The 16135-nt window shown below is 52.6% G+C and carries 20 protein-coding genes; 12 read left to right on the forward strand and 8 right to left on the reverse strand.

Annotation, left to right across the window (positions count from 1 at the left end; translation table 11 throughout):
• Window positions 1-2: 2 nt before the first annotated feature.
• The 6 genes from IPM31_14910 to IPM31_14935 form a co-directional block, all read right to left on the reverse strand.
• On the reverse strand, window positions 3-395 hold the full coding sequence (locus IPM31_14910) for an ACP S-malonyltransferase (GenBank protein MBK9008272.1): 393 nt from the start codon (window positions 393-395) through the stop codon (window positions 3-5).
• On the reverse strand, window positions 392-886 hold the full coding sequence (locus IPM31_14915) for a hypothetical protein (GenBank protein ID MBK9008273.1): 495 nt from the start codon (window positions 884-886) through the stop codon (window positions 392-394). The genes IPM31_14910 and IPM31_14915 overlap by 4 nt, the downstream gene beginning before the upstream one ends.
• Window positions 887-998: 112 nt before the next feature.
• A complete protein-coding gene (locus tag IPM31_14920) occupies window positions 999-1760 on the reverse strand; it encodes a carotenoid biosynthesis protein (GenBank protein ID MBK9008274.1) in 762 nt (253 codons plus the stop codon).
• A 90-nt stretch (window positions 1761-1850) separates the two neighbouring features.
• Entirely contained in the window at window positions 1851-2084 is a 234-nt protein-coding gene (locus tag IPM31_14925) for a DUF2281 domain-containing protein (GenBank protein ID MBK9008275.1), read from the reverse strand.
• Window positions 2081-2947, reverse strand: a complete 867-nt coding sequence (locus IPM31_14930; protein MBK9008276.1) for a restriction endonuclease — start codon at window positions 2945-2947, stop codon at window positions 2081-2083. Before IPM31_14930 ends, IPM31_14925 begins: the two co-directional genes overlap by 4 nt.
• Window positions 2944-4305 carry a CCA tRNA nucleotidyltransferase gene (locus IPM31_14935; GenBank protein ID MBK9008277.1) on the reverse strand — a complete coding sequence of 454 codons (1362 nt, stop codon included), beginning with the start codon at window positions 4303-4305 and terminating at the stop codon, window positions 2944-2946. Before IPM31_14935 ends, IPM31_14930 begins: the two co-directional genes overlap by 4 nt.
• A 195-nt stretch (window positions 4306-4500) precedes the next feature.
• Between IPM31_14935 and IPM31_14940 the strand changes: the two genes are divergently transcribed.
• The 12 genes from IPM31_14940 (at window position 4501) to IPM31_14995 (ending at window position 14462) form a co-directional block, all read left to right on the forward strand.
• Window positions 4501-5043 (forward strand): LOG family protein, encoded by a 543-nt coding sequence (locus tag IPM31_14940; GenBank protein MBK9008278.1) that lies wholly within the window; start codon window positions 4501-4503, stop codon window positions 5041-5043.
• A gap of 176 nt (window positions 5044-5219) precedes the next feature.
• Window positions 5220-6659 (forward strand): proline--tRNA ligase, encoded by a 1440-nt coding sequence (locus IPM31_14945; protein ID MBK9008279.1) that lies wholly within the window; start codon window positions 5220-5222, stop codon window positions 6657-6659.
• A 131-nt stretch (window positions 6660-6790) separates the two neighbouring features.
• On the forward strand, window positions 6791-7591 hold the full coding sequence (locus tag IPM31_14950) for a DNA alkylation repair protein (protein ID MBK9008280.1): 801 nt from the start codon (window positions 6791-6793) through the stop codon (window positions 7589-7591).
• 20 nt (window positions 7592-7611) lie between these two features.
• Window positions 7612-8109 (forward strand): hypothetical protein, encoded by a 498-nt coding sequence (locus IPM31_14955; protein MBK9008281.1) that lies wholly within the window; start codon window positions 7612-7614, stop codon window positions 8107-8109.
• Between the two features lie 19 nt (window positions 8110-8128).
• Window positions 8129-8611, forward strand: a complete 483-nt coding sequence (locus tag IPM31_14960) for an alpha/beta fold hydrolase (GenBank protein ID MBK9008282.1) — start codon at window positions 8129-8131, stop codon at window positions 8609-8611.
• A 64-nt stretch (window positions 8612-8675) separates the two neighbouring features.
• Complete coding sequence (locus IPM31_14965) at window positions 8676-9959, forward strand: FAD-binding oxidoreductase (GenBank protein ID MBK9008283.1); 1284 nt, start codon at window positions 8676-8678, stop codon at window positions 9957-9959.
• 55 nt (window positions 9960-10014) lie between these two features.
• Window positions 10015-10458: a universal stress protein gene (locus tag IPM31_14970; protein ID MBK9008284.1), complete on the forward strand. Its 444-nt coding sequence runs from the start codon at window positions 10015-10017 to the stop codon at window positions 10456-10458.
• Window positions 10459-10509: 51 nt separating this feature from the next.
• Window positions 10510-10983 (forward strand): hypothetical protein, encoded by a 474-nt coding sequence (locus IPM31_14975; protein ID MBK9008285.1) that lies wholly within the window; start codon window positions 10510-10512, stop codon window positions 10981-10983.
• 34 nt (window positions 10984-11017) lie between these two features.
• A complete protein-coding gene (gene acs, locus IPM31_14980; GenBank protein MBK9008286.1) occupies window positions 11018-12970 on the forward strand; it encodes an acetate--CoA ligase in 1953 nt (650 codons plus the stop codon).
• A gap of 111 nt (window positions 12971-13081) precedes the next feature.
• Window positions 13082-13306 carry a hypothetical protein gene (locus tag IPM31_14985; protein MBK9008287.1) on the forward strand — a complete coding sequence of 75 codons (225 nt, stop codon included), beginning with the start codon at window positions 13082-13084 and terminating at the stop codon, window positions 13304-13306.
• A gap of 39 nt (window positions 13307-13345) precedes the next feature.
• On the forward strand, window positions 13346-13561 hold the full coding sequence (locus IPM31_14990; protein ID MBK9008288.1) for a type II toxin-antitoxin system RelE/ParE family toxin: 216 nt from the start codon (window positions 13346-13348) through the stop codon (window positions 13559-13561).
• An 82-nt stretch (window positions 13562-13643) separates the two neighbouring features.
• The gene (locus IPM31_14995; protein ID MBK9008289.1) at window positions 13644-14462 is read left to right on the forward strand and encodes a DUF1684 domain-containing protein; all 819 of its coding nucleotides are present in this window, start codon (window positions 13644-13646) and stop codon (window positions 14460-14462) included.
• Between the two features lie 168 nt (window positions 14463-14630).
• Here the strand turns inward: IPM31_14995 and IPM31_15000 are convergent, their stop codons facing one another.
• Together IPM31_15000 and IPM31_15005 are read right to left on the reverse strand one after the other, a co-directional pair.
• Window positions 14631-15509, reverse strand: coding sequence for an energy-coupling factor transporter transmembrane protein EcfT (locus tag IPM31_15000; GenBank protein MBK9008290.1), 879 nt, complete (start codon window positions 15507-15509; stop codon window positions 14631-14633).
• 4 nt (window positions 15510-15513) lie between these two features.
• Window positions 15514-16062: an ECF transporter S component gene (locus tag IPM31_15005; GenBank protein ID MBK9008291.1), complete on the reverse strand. Its 549-nt coding sequence runs from the start codon at window positions 16060-16062 to the stop codon at window positions 15514-15516.
• Window positions 16063-16135 lie beyond the last annotated feature (73 nt).

Here is a 16135-nt window from a genome sequence, read left to right on the forward strand (position 1 = left end):
TGTTATGGTATGTAAATCCGTCCGATGCCGAGGTAATTTTCTATATTCAAAACAATTTCGACCAGCCGCTCAGCGCATTGCTCGCGATAGGCGCGTTCTTCCATGCGGCTGACCATACCAATGGTAACAACAGGCAAGGAGGATGGCGTGTTTTCGTTTCGAATGGTTTGCTCCAGCGAATCTTCGCCTTCGCTATTTCGATTCCCAGTCAGGAGAATAAGATGTTTCTCCTGCGCAAACCGCCACACAGAACGATCGCTACTATTGATCGGAAGCCCCACATCACGAAACGTAAGCATGGGAATTTCCAACAACTTGAGCCAGCCTTCGCCGCCCATGGTCGCCCAAAGCAAAATGCCCTGCTTTTTCAAATGATGATCGAGAAGAACTTTCAAGGCTTACGATCCGCGTGATATTGTTCCCGCCACTCTTGCAATTTCAAAAGTACGGCATCTCGCTGAACGTACAACTTTTCCAGTTGTTCCTGATTTTTCTCTTCCCAATATTTTCGATTTTCATCCGCGGCTTTCAGGACAGACCGGTATTCTTTTTCTACTTCCTCTTTATGCAGGTGAATATAATCAAGGATATCGAGCATCTCCTCATCCGTGAGTTCGTACAAATCGCGGACATTTTTCAGAGAGTTGCCCTCCCTGATCTCATCCATGAGGGCATACAGGGTAAGACGCGAATCTTTAATGGTCAAACCCGCCGCTGTCCGAGTTATTGTTTGGTTTTCACGCGGAAGAGGTCCGTCTGTATCAAGAAGGGCATTGACCAGTTTCTGCGAACGCAGAACTGCCAATTCACTTTGTAGCCGCCTGATCTGCTCTTCCAACAGGGAGATACGCTCGTTGATCTGAGTTTGGGTAAGTTGTTGCTCCATGGAACACTCTCGCTTTTTCACTTCCCATTTTATCAGAACGCAATTTACAGAGGCATGGTCTATTCATTGCAGTAAGCAACCTGATAGACGGCATTAAGTCGAGAATCGAGTTTCACTCCGTCATTTTCAGCCAGCCGAAGATCATCCATGGCGAGACGGCAAAGATGCCCGCCAGCGCGGCGCCGCCCAAGCCGCCGGATAACGCGCCCATGATACTTCCCAGCGCGGTGATGCTGAAGAGGATCACGGTCATCTTATCGAATTGCGGATCGGAGCGGTCGGCTAGGAGCGGCTTGCCAAGCCAGATGAACACGATAAATGCCACAAACGTGGTGAGCCACCAGCCGAAGAAGTTTTGCAAAGGGATTCCGAAATACGGTCCATTCACATCCCAAACCCAGTGACCGACTTTTACCATGACCGGGTCCATGACCACATCCCAGGCGGTCATGACAATCGCTCCTATCGCCGCCACCCGGGCTGGGCGGGCGTTCGCATTGTCCGGGATAATCCAATCCGCAACAACAAAGGACGGATACATCATCATGAACCATGCAATCGGGATGATCAGCGGCACCAAGCCCAGGAACAGAGAGCCAAGTTTTTCCGTGTAGTGATAGGGACCGTAGATCAGACCCGTCAGCACACCCACACTCTCGAACGTGAGGCTAACCACAAACGCGGAGCCGAAAAGCCAAAGCGCGCGAGCCCACTTCATACGAGTCGCCGCGTGGAGCAAGGCGATCAAAAAACCCAATAATGTTGACAAGGGGAAAAGGTAAAAGGGAAATTTTATACCGGCAGTTGACAGATATTGAAGCCCCACTGTCAACAAGACGTAGATTGCCAACATAATCGGGAGTGATTTTCGCATTCTATAGTTGTCCTTTGTTGTAATAACTGAGCGTGATCCGCCCGGCGCGGTAGGCAAGTTGGCGTGCGAAGTTGAGGTAGGGTTGGATGTTCATTTCAAGTAGTTGGAAAAATCATCTAGTGGCGCATCGAAATCATCCGTCATCTTTATCATACCCTTCGCACTTCCAGCTTTGCGAGAGCGAAACACAGGATTCAGTGGAATTAATCGCACCACCGCCTTCCCATCACACTCAATAAACACAGGCTCGTCGCGCAAGGCGGCGTCAATAAAGCCCCATAGATTCTGAGGAAGTTCGCTTTGCTTAATATGGTGAATTTTCATTGTTTTCTAAATTCATCAAAGAATTGAGAATCAATATCGTAAGCCTTCCTAGGCTTTAAACCAAGTTCCAACTCTTCAAACATGTCCAATAATTTTTCTCCATCGACTAATTCTATTGGGGGAACACCATCTCGGACAGCCTCCTTCCGTGCATCGGCAGTGAACGAGCCAGTGGTAAGAATTATGCCCTTATCTGCTCGTCCCTGCATCGCACCGCGAAAGTCGCGAACTTGAGAAGGAGAAACCGAACCAGAGTAGCGTTTACATTGAAATAAGACCTTGAAACTTACAAATGGATTTACCTGCAATACACCGATCCCATCAAGTCCGCCATCGCCACTTTTTCCAGTAATTTGTACTTTCTCAAACCCAGATTCTCTGAGTAATCTTTGGCAGAGTCGCTCAAACCCTTCAGCAGGCATTTCCAATAAGATAGTCTGCAGCGCAGACCTGTGATCAAGATCTTCCAACGAAACAATTTCATCCTCGATGACTTTTTCGGCTTTAGATCTTTTTCTATCGGTGACAAACGGTTTATGGATAAGGTTAAAAAGCTCCAACGCTTGTTCTGCTGAAAGAGATGTAGTTCTGCCTTTTTCTGAGAGACTCCAAACGCCACGCGTTGAGGAGTCAATTAATCCCGCCTTTACAAGATAAAACCTTGCCCAATTCACTTTATTACTGAATCGGGACTGACCGCTGGGAATTTGCTCATTTCTTTCGCTTTCGCTTAATCCCAATTGTTCGGCAATGGCCTCCTCAACTTCTTCTGGACGACCCGACCCCCCTAACTTAGTTAATGCATCGATGACGGGCTGAAAATAACGAACAAATTGAGGTCCCTTTTGTTGACTTGAACTCATGACACACCTCCTTGTTTCAATTCATAATTAACTAATTTCATCTCTTCTTCCTCACTCTTCACCTCCCCATCCAACCACGCGGCGCGGAGGTGACGGAGGATCTCCCCAAAGCGCGGACCGGGTTCGAGTCCGCGGGCTTTGAGGTCGTCGCCGGTGGTAACGGGTTTGACGTGTTGCCATTTTGAGAGGTAATCACTCAAAGCGCTTTCCCTGCTCACGAGGTAGACAGCAAAGATCGAAAGAGAGGGCAGATCGTCGAGATGAAATGTCCATTGGCTGGGTTTCCAGTTTTTGAAGGAGGGTAAATCTGATTTCAACGCAGAGGCGGTAATAGCTGTATTGGTGAGTAAAACGGGAAAAGCAAGTCGTTCGGCAACATCCTCAATTTCCGCTAGAGATGAATTCATAAGCCACAAAACCCAGCAGAGGGTTTGTTTAAATGAGAGCATATCGGGAACTGCAAATTCGCCATAGGTTGGGGATGGTTCTTCGGGAGGAAGTAACTTGTAACTCGTAACTTGTAACTGAGGATGGACTGCTCTGAATATATCCACGTCAAAAAGTTGTTTGAGTATCGCGGAGGGATTTGGCTCTTCGAAGATCAAATCAATCTCATGGCGCAGACGTTCGCCGCTCAAGCCTGATAAAACTTTGCGCGAGTCGTCGTTGATGAGTTTCAACGTCTCAGGCTCAATTGTGAAGCCATATCTTTCAGCGTAACGTACAGCGCGGAAGATGCGCGTGGGGTCGTCGAGAAAGGAGTTGGGATGCAGGACGCGGATCAATTTCTGTTCAAGGTCGACTTGTCCGTGCAAGGGATCGTACAACTCGCCGAAGTGGTCGCTGTCCACGCGGATTGCCATGGCGTTGATGGTGAAGTCGCGGCGGCGGAGGTCATCGTCCAAGGAGGATTTGGTGACGGTGGGGAGTGCGCCGGGGTGAGGGTAGGTTTCGCGGCGGGTTGAAATCAAATCTAGAGATTGGAGATTAGACGCTTCGACAAGCTCAGCGCGGCGGACTGGTGATTGGAGATGCCACGTGGCGGTGAAGAATTTTTCGTGTGTGGTGAGGTCGCCGCCGTATTTTTTGACCAACGTGCGGGCGAGTTTGATCGCGTCGCCTTCGAGGGTGAGATCAAGGTCCACGATGGGGCGAGACAGCATCAAGTCGCGGACTGAACCGCCGACGAGGTGGATGGGGAATCCCAACGCGGAGGATTCGTCCGCGATGCGGTGAATCAAATCCAAGAGCGAGGAGTCCAATGATCGTTTGAGGAGGTCGACGAGATTCACGTTCGTATTGTAGCAGAGAAAATCGTCCCGCAAAATCAGCGGGACTATGGTGTATAATCGCCGCATGTTATTGAACCCGTTGCCGCGACCGATGATTTGTCAAACCGCCTCGTCTGGATAAGGTTCAGTTCAACGTGTCTCGTGAACGGCTCCCGACTTGGCGAGCCGTTTTTATTTTGAAAATTCTTGCCACGGATTACACGGATTTTCACGAATTATTAAAATCAGTGCGAATCCGTGAAATCTGTGGCTGAGGTTGAAATGAATATCTCTGTTTTTGGCGGCGCACAGCCGAAACCTGACTCTCCTGAATATGAAGAAGCCCGTTTGTTAGGCGGACTTCTCGCTCAGCGTGGACACACCGTGTTGACCGGCGGCTACATCGGCGTGATGGAAGCCGTCTCGCGCGGCGCGTCGGAAGCGGGCGGACATGTGATCGGCGTGACGTGCGAGGACATCGAGGCGTGGCGCAAGGTGAAAGCCAACGCGTGGGTGAAAGAGGAAAGAAGAAAGAAAACGTTGCTTGATCGTATGCTCGCCATCATCGAAGGATGTGACGCGGCAATTGCGATGCCCGGCGGGCTTGGCACGCTGGCGGAAATATCTGTGATGTGGAATTTGATGGTCGTGGAGTCTTTGCCCCGGAGGCCGTTGATACTGGTCGGGAGCGGCTGGCAGTCCACGCTCGATCAGTTTTTCAATTCGTTTGAGTTTTACATGCCCATGCGCCAACGCGATGATTTGTTGTTCGCGGAGGATGCACGGAAAGCAGTTCATAGTTTAGATAGTTTGTTAGTAGGATAGTTCGGTGGTCGAGTAGTCCTGAGCGGAGCGATAGCGAAGACGAAGGACGTATCGAGACCACCACGCCGTAAAGCAACTCATGTTGCAAAATTACATTTGAACACCTGTGGTCTCGATACGGGCGAGAAAAACACTCGCCCTACTCGACCACCGAGGTAAACATAAAAGAGGACAAAATGGCTGAAGATAAACTACCCACCCGCGCGGAAGACTTTTCGGAATGGTACAACCAACTCGTTGTAAAGTCTGACCTTGCAGATTATTCTCCCGTGCGCGGATGTATGGTCGTCAAACCCTACGGCTGGGCGCTGTGGGAGAACATCACATCCTGGCTTGATGGCGAATTCAAAAAGACGGGTCACGTCAACGCGGCATTCCCCACGTTGATTCCGCTGTCGTTCTTTGAAAAAGAAAAAGAACACGTGGAAGGATTCTCGCCTCAACTCGCGGTCGTCACGCACGGCGGCGGCGAAGAATTGGAAGAGAAACTGGTCGTGCGCCCCACGTCCGAGACCATCATCGGATACATGTATTCGAAATGGGTCAAATCGTGGCGCGACCTGCCCATCTTGATCGTGCAGTGGGGTTCGGTGATGCGCTGGGAAATTCGCACGAAACTTTTCCTGCGCACGGCAGAATTCTATTGGCATGAAGGTCACACCGCGCACGCGGACGCGGACGAAGCGCTGGAAGAGATGTATCGCATCCTCGACATCTACGAGAAGTTCTGTCTCGAGGAAGCCGCGATCCCCGTGTTCAAAGGTCCCAAGAGCGAATCGGAACGTTTCCCCGGCGCGCAGATCACCACATCCATCGAAGCGATGATGTGGGACAAACGCGCGTTGCAGTCTGGCACGTCGCATTATTTCGGCACGAACTTCGCAAAGGCGTTCGACATCAAATTCCTCGACAAGGGCAACGAACTCCAATTTGCCGAAACAACTTCATGGGCGATCTCGAGCCGCATCATCGGCGCGATGATCATGGTGCACGGCGACGATCAAGGTCTCGTCCTGCCTCCCCGCCTCGCGCCCATCCAAGCCGTTGTCGTTCCCATTTTCAAGAACGACGCCGAGAAAACCAAAGTGATGGAAGTCGCCGACCGCGTCTTCACCGAACTCAAAGCCGCTGGCATCCGCATCAAAATGGACGACCGCGACAACGTCAGCAGTGGATTCAAGTTCAACGATTGGGAGATGCGCGGCGTCCCCGTCCGCGTGGAGATCGGTCCCAAGGATGTGGAAAAAGGATCCGTCGCGCTTGCCCGTCGCGACAAGCCCGGCAGGGATGGCAAGACCTTCGTCTCGCAAACGGGTCTTTCCTCGACGGTCATCCTGCTTCTCAGTGAGATACAGGATTCGCTCCTCAAGCGCGCCACGGAGTATCGCGATGCGAACATCCACGAGCCCAAGGATTACGAAGACCTCAAACGCATCGTCGCCGACGGATGGGCATTCGCCTACTGGTGCGAGTCGCTGGAATGCGAGGCGAAAGTGAAAGAGGAAGCCAAAGCTACCACGCGCAACATCCCCATGAACCAACCTGATTCAGAAGGGACGTGTATCGTCTGCGGCAAGCCTTCCAAGAGGAAAGTGTATTTCGCACGCGCATATTAGTGTTTCAAGTTTCAAGTTCTGAGTTTCAAGTTACGAGTTACAAGTTACGAATCGCACAGGCGCAACCCGTAACTTGTAACTCGTATCCCAATCGTCAATCGCAAATCGTCAATCGTAAATCGTAAATCGCCATGCCCGCCATAGACCTCGCCCGCCTCAAAAAACAGACCGCGCAACTGGCTGACTTGTTCGACCAGCCAGCGGATTTTTTGCGCGAACTGAAAGAGATCCTCGATTTCTACGTCAACCGCACATTGCGGAGTCAGGGCGTGGCGCCATCGTCAGTCTTGCCGACGTATCGAACACCCGCAGTCGTCCTAAGACAAATTGAAACGGAATTAAGTTCTGTTGCGGAAAAGAATCCAATTCAAGCGCTGGAACTTGCCGACGCGCTGTGGGATGAAGGCTGGCTCGAAACGCGCCTGCTTGCCGCATTTCTGCTGGGACGAATCCCGCCGCAAGAAGAACGCCTGCTCGCCCGCCTCACCGCGTGGACGCAAGCCATCCGCGACCCGTCGGTGCGAGCCGCCTTACTGACGACCAGCCTCACCCGTCTAAGAAAAGAAACGCCGGGTCTGTTTCTGGTGTTAGTCAAAGAGTGGTTGTATCCCACGCGCCAACGCATGTGGTCGAACGGATTGCAAGCGCTCGTGCCGCTCATCGCTTCACCAGATTTCGACAACTTGCCGCCCATTTTTGAGATCGTGGAGCCGGTCTTCAAAGCCTCGCCAGCCGCGTTACAATTCGACTTGCAGGAACTCCTGATCGCGCTCCACAATGCGTCACCCGATGAATCGCTGCATTTTATCCAACAAATATTGAAAGAGACCAAGAGCCCACTACCAGCCATCGCCTTGCGGAGAATGTCGCCGGACCTCCCGCTCGATTTGCAATTACAGATCCGCGAGATACTACGCAACATCAAAAACTAAAGCACAATGAAAGGAACGCCATGTTGGTTTTGCGAGGCGTGATCGGCGCGATCATTTTATTTCTCGGCCGCGAACTTAACTTTCTTTTCGCCGCAGGCATGGCGGCGCTGGTCGCGCTCCGCTTTACGCCAAAGCTACCGGCTACTCTCCCCGCCTGGTCGGGGTATGCCTTCATGGCTGGGGTTGCGATCCTCGCCGCCTGGATGGTGATCGTCAACAAACCTGTTGGGTTTTATATTTCAGGTTTTTTTGCGGGCGGGTACGCGCTCATGGAATGGTTCGAACCGGGCATATTAACGTTTCCCATCCTGCCTTTTTTTGTGGGGTCGGTTATCGGCGCGATTATCATTGGCGTGTTTACCGATTGGGCATTGATCGTCATCTCGAGCCTGATCGGCGCCATCTACGCCACCACGCTCTTTCGCCTCAGCCAAACCGCCGAAACTCTCGTTGCGGGAGGGTTATTCGTTCTCGGCGCGATTACGCAAGCCATCCTCATGCGGATGGAAAAACAATAGCGCTGGACGCCCACCGACCATGGATAACACAAGCCTCATCTACCTGCACGGCTCCGAAAGCGACAGCAACAGCGGCAAAGCGCGTCAGTTCCGCGAGTGGTTCCCCGGCATGATCACGCCCGATTTCAAAGGCTCATTCGAGGAGCGCATGATTCAACTTCAACCGATCCTTGTGAACAAATCGGATTGGACGATCATTGGCTCCTCGTACGGCGGCCTCATGGGGACTGTGTACACATGCAAGAATCCGACGCGCGTGCGGAAGTTGATCCTGCTCGCCCCTGCCCTCCTGCGCGAACCCTTCGGTTCTTTCCTCGACGTTCAGCCTGCTTCAGTTCCCGTCACCGTGATCCACGGGACGCGGGATGACGTGGTTCCGCTGGAAGCGGCGCGCGAGGTTGCGCAGACGTTGTTCACAAATCTCAACTACATCATCGTGGACGACGACCATCGCTTGCACAAAACATTGCACCAGTTGGATTGGAAGAAAATTCTAAACTAGGAATGCGGACTTGAGTCCGCATCTTGAAAATTAGCGGACTGAAGTCCGCGTTCCGGGAGTCTGCGTGAATCAACAAATCTACTGGCACACCACCACAAAAATGCCCGGCGAAGAACATGCCGCGACACCGCTTCTCTCCAAAGTGGATGTGGCGGTCATTGGCGGAGGGTTCACGGGGTTATCCGCCGCGCGAACTTTGGCAAAACGCGGCATCAATGTTGCGGTACTCGAGGCGGAGACCATCGGCTGGGGGGCGAGTTCGCGCAACGGCGGGATGACATTGACCGGACTCAAGCCTTCGATGCAAAGCGTGATCAAAAAATATGGGCGCGATCTGGCGAAGCAATTATTTCAAGCCTCGCTCGACTCGGTAGATACGGTTGAGCAAGTTGTGCAAGAAGAAAACATTGACTGCGGTTTCAAACGTTACGGTCATTTGTACGCGGCGAGCAAGCCTCATCACTTCGATTCGTTTTACGATGAGGTGGACTTCATGGCGAAGGAGTTCAACCACAATGTGCGAATCGTCCAGCCGAATGAGTTGAGGGATGAGATCGGCTCGGCGATGTATCACGGCGGCATCGTGGACGAGGTCAGCGGCGGGCTGAACCCGGCGCAATACGTGGCGGGCTTGGCGCGCGCGGCGGAGAAGGCCGGGGCGTCGCTCCATGCCCGCGCGGGCGTCACCAGTCTCACCCGTCGAGGGACGCGGTTCTTCATCCAGACACAAAGAGGCAACCTCGAAGCGGAAAAAGTTTTAGTCGGCACGTCGGGCTACACGGGAAGCGTCACAAAAAAACTGCAACGGAAAATTATCCCAATCGGGTCGTTCATCATCGCGACTGAAAAATTATCCGACGCGCTTACGAGTGAACTCAGCCCAAAGAACCGCATGATCTTTGATTCACTGCACTATCTGAATTATTTTCGGCTGTGGGATAACCGCATGATCTTCGGCGGGCGCGCGGCGTTCTTCCCTGAAAATAAAAACTCAATCGCGCGCAGCGCGGAGATTCTGCGGCGCGAAATGATTCGCGTGTATCCGCAATTGAAAAACGCGAGCGTGGAATTTGTTTGGGGCGGCACGCTCGATTTCGCGTTCGACATGATGACGCACGTCGGCGAAATGGACGGCGTATTTTATTCGCTGGGGTATGCGGGACATGGCGTGGCGATGGCTTCGCATCTCGGAAAAACTGTTGCGGAGGCGATGATAAACGGGAACATCAAAGAGCATCCGTTCGCGCAATTCGATTTCCCCGGTGCGCCGCTGGGATTGTACGACGGCTTCCCGTGGTTCCTTCCGCTCGCCGGCGCGTGGCAAAAAGTTTTGGATTGGGTTGAATAACAGCGAGGTTTATAATCGCAGGTACAGAGTCTCATGAAAGGAATTGCTGTATCGAATGTACAGTAGGATTCTTGTTCCGCTCGATGGATCGCCTTTTGCCGAAGCGATCTTGCCGCATGTGAAAATGATCGCTGGAGGGTTTGGGAGCGAGTTAATTCTGCTCTATGTTATTCCAACCGCAGTACCTGAATTCGCGCCCCCGTCGCGGCCCCTCGGAAAGGAACACGCGCAGGATCAACAACAGAGAAAGAAACTCGCAAGGTATTTGAAGAATATGTGCGCAACACTGGAAGCCGAAAATCTGCGGGCAAACTATTTGTTGAGTCAAGGCGGCGTTGCCGAGACCATTCTTGAAGTTGCCGAATTAATGGAAACGGATGTGATCGCCATGACCACGCGGGGACGGTCGGAGGCGAAAATGTTATTATTGGGCAGTATCACCTATCACGTTGTGCGTCATTCGCCCCTGCCGGTATTGTTGATCCGCGCGAACGAGTAGACGGATCGCGCGCCTGCCGGTGATAAAATCATCCTATTCAAAGAGAGAAGCATGGATACCGACACGTTTTACGCAGTGACCTCAGCGACATGCTTTGCCCTCGTGGGTCTATGGTGGACCGTTGTGAAGGATAGACCTCAATGGTTCAAAGACGAAACGATGAAGCGCATGGCTGGCGGCGTGTATGCCTCTTTCCTGATTCCCGCCCTCATGAGCATGGGCGCGCAAGTCGGAGGCGACAACCCCTTCGTTTGGCAACTCGTGTTCGTGCTGGCGGCTGGAGCGGGAGTCTACTTTTCAGCCCGACTCATGAGCGCGGCAAAGAGATCGAATCCTACCGGCGCGTATGGAAAGAACGGCTGGATCGTACCGGTCATTTATGCGCTCGTTTTGTTCTTTGCCATTTTCCCCGGTTTCGCAGGCTTTCTCGGGCTTCAACCGCTTCAACTGGAAGGATTGTTGTTGACGATATTGATCCTCGCTGGGAACATGCTGGCATGGGAGTTCATTTTTACGCCCGAGTAATGGCGTATGAAAATCTTAATCAGAGGAGTTTGAAATGGCTGTAAAAAAAAGCAAACCTGTCAAGTCAAAAGCGAAGAGTCGCAAACCTGCTTCCGCGAAGAAGAAATTGACAGGCGAGGTTTTCTATCCTTCCAAGCAAGTGATCGCCGAAGCGCGGCTGAAAGATTGGGATAAACTCAACCGCTCCGCGAAAAAGGACTTCCGCGCGTTTTGGGAAGCCGAAGCGAAAGAACTCGAATGGTACGGCAAGTGGAAGAAAGTGCTGGACGATTCCAAAAAGCCATTCTTCAAATGGTTCACAGGGGCGAAAGTTAATATTGTCCATAATTGTATCGATCGCCATCTCAAGACCTATCGCAAAAATAAACTCGCCCTCATCTGGGAAAGCGAAGACGGCAAAGACCACCGCACGTATTCGTATTACGCCATGAACCGCGAGGTGACGCGCATGGCGAACCTCATCAAAGCGATGGGCATCAAAAAAGGCGACCTCGTCACCATTTATATGGGACGGGTTCCCGAAATTGTTTTTGCCATGCTGGCGTGCGCGAAGATCGGCGCGATCCATTCGGTGGTGTTCGGCGGATTCTCCGTCGATTCGCTCGCGGGCCGCATCGAGGACAGCCAGTCGAAACTGGTCATCACCTGCGACGGTTCGTTCCAAAATGGGAAGATCGTGCAACTCAAACAGATCGTGGACGATTCGCTCAAGCGTTGTCCATCCGTTGAAAATGTGATCGTGGTGAAACGCGTCAACAATGATGTGAACATGGAGACCGGGCGCGACCATTGGTATCACGAACTGCTCGAACAGCCGGTTGCCGAAGGCAAATGCGAAACCGAAGTGATGGATGCGGAAGACACACTTTACATCTTGTACACGAGCGGCTCCACCGGCAAGCCCAAAGCCATCGTCCACACGCACGGCGGATACATGGTCGGCATCTATTCAACGCTGAAATATGTTTTCGATGTGCGCGACGATGACCGCTGGTGGTGCACTGCCGATCCCGGCTGGGTGACGGGACATTCGTATCTCGTCTACGGGCCCATGCTCAACGGCGCGACCTCCTTCCTCTTTGAAGGCGGACCCGCGTACCCGGAACCGAATCGCTGGTGGCAGTGCATCGAACGTTATGGGATCACGCTCTTCTACACCGCCCCCACCGCCATCCGCGGACTGATGCGCTTCGGCGAATCGTGGCCCGACAAGCACGATCTTTCGTCCTTACGTCTGCTCGGCACTGTCGGCGAACCGATCAACCCCGAAGCGTGGAAGTGGTATCACCGCGTTATCGGCAAAAATAAACTCCCCATCATTGACACATGGTGGCAGACTGAGACCGGCGCGTTCATGATCACACCGACGCCGGTCGTGCCGCTCAAACCCGGCTCCGGGACGCGTCCCTTCTTTGGGCAGGAAGCCGAGATCGTGGATGAGCAAGGCGCCGTTGTTCCTGACGATACTGAAGGCTACCTCGTGTTGAAGAATCCGTGGCCCGCCATGCTGAGGACGATCTACGGCGACCCGGATCGTTACGTAACTCAATACTGGTCCAAGAACCCGGGCAGATACACCACCGGCGACTCTGCCAAGCGTGACCGCGACGGCTACTACTGGATCATCGGCCGCGTGGACGATGTGCTCAAAGTTTCAGGCCACCGGCTCGGCACCGCCGAAGTTGAATCGGCGCTGGTGAGTCATCCCGCAGTCGCGGAGGCGGCGGCAATTGGTCTACCGCACGACATCAAAGGTCAGGGTATTTACACCTTCGTGATGCTCCGCGCGGGTCAAGTCGCTTCGCCGGAACTGGCGGAGGAATTACGGCAACACGTCGCCACCCACATGGGACCTATCGCCCGCCCGGAGGAAGTCCGCTTTGTGGATAAACTCCCCAAGACGCGCTCAGGCAAGATCATGCGCCGCGTGTTGAAGGCGAGGGCGCAGGGACTGCCGGAGGGAGATATTTCTACGTTGGAGGAATAGAAGAGCAGAGATTAGAGATTAGAGACCAGAGATTAGAGACTGAACAGGCTGAGATGAAAAATCCCAGCCTGTTTTTGTTCGGTGTGATGTAAACTGGAAGCGAGGTGAAACATGCTTGGAGATAAAGTTTCCGATTTGACAATTGACGAATTACGCTCCATCATTCGAGAGACCGTCCGGCAAACTCTGGCTGATATTTTGTCTGACCCTGACGAAGGGCTGGAGTCGCAGGATGGGATTGAAGCATCCTTGCGTCAATCACTCAAAGCCGTTCGCGAGGGCGCATCTACTTATGACGCCAAGGAAGTTGCTGATAAGTTGGGGCTAAATTGGTGATGTACTCCGTAAAATTTTCACAGGAATCCACCGACCAACTTGCAAAACTCGACAAATCAGGCGCACAACAAGTGTTGGAAAGGCTCCGCTGGCTGGCTCGACCAAACAACGCATCATCCATTGACCGGTACTCTCAAGGGGATATTCAAGTTACGCGCGGGGGATTATCGCGCGCTTTACACATTCGACGGCAAGGAGCAAACCATCACAGTTCATATGGTCAAACATCGGCGAGAAGTGTACAAAACCAAATAAAGCAGAGGATGCTCGGAGAAAGGCGATTTTTATAACAAAATTGCAAATTTACTCAGGGATGTCTCACAGTATAATTTCCCGCATGGCAGATACAACCTATGAAAAAGAAGTCCTGCAATGGCGCGCAGAAAAATACAACGCGCTGACCGGCGAAAACGGCTGGGTGGCGCTGGCGGGTTTATACGAACTCAAACAAGGCAGGAACCTGGTCGGTTCGACTACGATGAGTGAAGTTGTTCTCCCGGAACATGCGCCAACCTATCTCGGCGTGGTGGAAGTTTCAAGCAAAACCATCCGTTTTCAACCCGCCAACGGAATCCATGTGAGGGTCAACGGACGCGCGGCGCAGAAGGCAATCCTCAAGCCAGCCCAAGATCCCAAGCCTAGTTTCATCACATGGAATAACCTTCGCATGGTCGTGCACCAACATGGGGAAAAATACTCCATGCGGATTTGGGATAACGACCGCGAGGAGCGTTTCAAACTTCCGCCCTTGAAATGGTTTCCCATTGAAAAAAAATTCCGCTTCAACGCCGCCTATACCCGCTACCCCCAGCCGAAAGCCTCCCCGCAAGATAACTCATTGGGCGACGTGGTTAACGACCAGATACACGGGTTCGTGTCGTTCCGCTTCGAGGAAAAAACCTACAAACTCGATGTCTCCGAAACAAGCGCGAAGAAACTATTCGTCAAATTTCGAGACGGCACCAGCAGTAAAGAATCCTATCCGCCCAGCCGGTACCTTTACACTGACGCGCCGAAAAACGGGAAATTAATTTTGGATTTCAATTACGCCTACAGTCCGCCGTGCGCATTCACGCCGTATGCAACCTGCGTGTTCGCCTCCGCGCAAAACACGCTCCCCTTCCGCGTGGAGGCGGGGGAGATTTATCGAGGTTGATTCCTCTGTGAGGATCAACAATTATTTTCAGTGAATGTTGATTCGCGCAGTTTCGTGGGCGCCAACCATAATCGCGCAAGAAACTCTCTCCGCCAAAAAAATCTTGCGTAACGCGGCTTAAGGGAGTGAAAAAAACGACCTTGCAAGGTCGTTTTTCGTTTTCTAGATTTACCCCAAAATAAACTTCGTGAAAAAGTCCGGAACGAAGAACCCGCCGATTCCAAAACCCCACTTCAAGATACAACATGCCAGAAAGATCGCAACCCCCAGCCCGATCATGAAGTAATCGCGGGGGGCGTAGCGCAATTCCTTGAGCCATGTGCGCGGAGCCGTGTTGAAGGCGCGCAGGTCCATGGCGTCGATCACCTCCTCGCCGGTCACCGTCGACTGCATGGTGACGGGAATGATCAACGGCGCAAGTTTGCGAATTTTCTCGACCACGCCGCCTTTGAGCTTCTCCACCTCATAGCCTCGCGCGCGCTGGGCATCCACTGTGATGGTGAGATCGTGCGAAAATGTCGGAAGGAAGCGGAGGGCTAAATCCATGGTGAAAGACACTTTATCCGAAACGCCCATGCGCTTGAACGCAGTCCCATAGATATTCGGGTCAAGGGTATATGGGATTGCCATGGCGGGCAAAGCCATGGCAAGAATGCGAAGCACCTGTGTCAGGGCAAACCATAACTTCGAAATAGTGATCGTAATACCCCAGTCTGTGCCCGGAATTAACGCCTGATAAATGATTGGCGAATTGGGGTCCAGCGCCGCGGAAGGACCGCCGCGCCCTGAGAGCAAACCATTCAACCCAATAATAAAGAATACCAGAATGAACACAAAGAAAAGGGTCCGCCGTATATCCTTCCACTCGATCCGAGCCAATAAGAACTGGGTCAGCGAGAACAGAAAGAGCGGGACCATAAAGCGGTAATCCCAAATTTCCGGTATTGTCAATGCGAAGATCGTGCACAGAAGGACGATAAACCTGGTGCGAGGATCCAAACGCTGGATGAATGTGTCGCGCGGGCGGTACTTCCACGTTACGAGCATTCTGTTATCTGCCTCTGCGAGCCGCCATCCCGGCGAACGCGATCATCAGGATCGGCAACAAGATGGCAACGTTGACGGTGTTGCTGATCAAGGTCGGCACAAAGTAGCCCGTTATGGCAGTGGTGAGGTCGATTCCGCTGGTAATCATTTCGGTCAGCGACGCAAATAACATTCCGACGATAATACCCAGCACGCCCCAACCGACAGCCTTGATGATCTGGCTCTGCGCTTTGAAATCGGTAATAGACGCCATGATCAAGCCCGGCACCATGCCCATTAAGCCATTGCCGAGGCTCCAATTCCAGTAGAAGCCATAGCCCGAAGCCTGGTCGCCGATCGTATTCCCGATAAAGCCCGCCAGCAAACCAACGATCGGACCGTACGCCACGCCGAAAAAGATCAACACCGCGACAGCCGGCCGAAACGAGATATTTCCAGCGGCGGGAATGGCGAGGAAATTCGTAAACCACGAAAGCGCGCCATAGAGCGCCGCGCCGATGGCGCCGTACACCACTTGCCTGGTTCCGAATTCCCAAGTTGAATTGTTGTTCATTTCTTTCTCTCCTTTTGATTAATTTGGATAACGGACTGACCCGCTCATATTAACCCAGCACATGGGCAAACGT

It is taken from the genome of Candidatus Defluviilinea gracilis (assembly GCA_016716235.1).
Taxonomy (GTDB): domain Bacteria; phylum Chloroflexota; class Anaerolineae; order Anaerolineales; family Villigracilaceae; genus Defluviilinea; species Defluviilinea gracilis.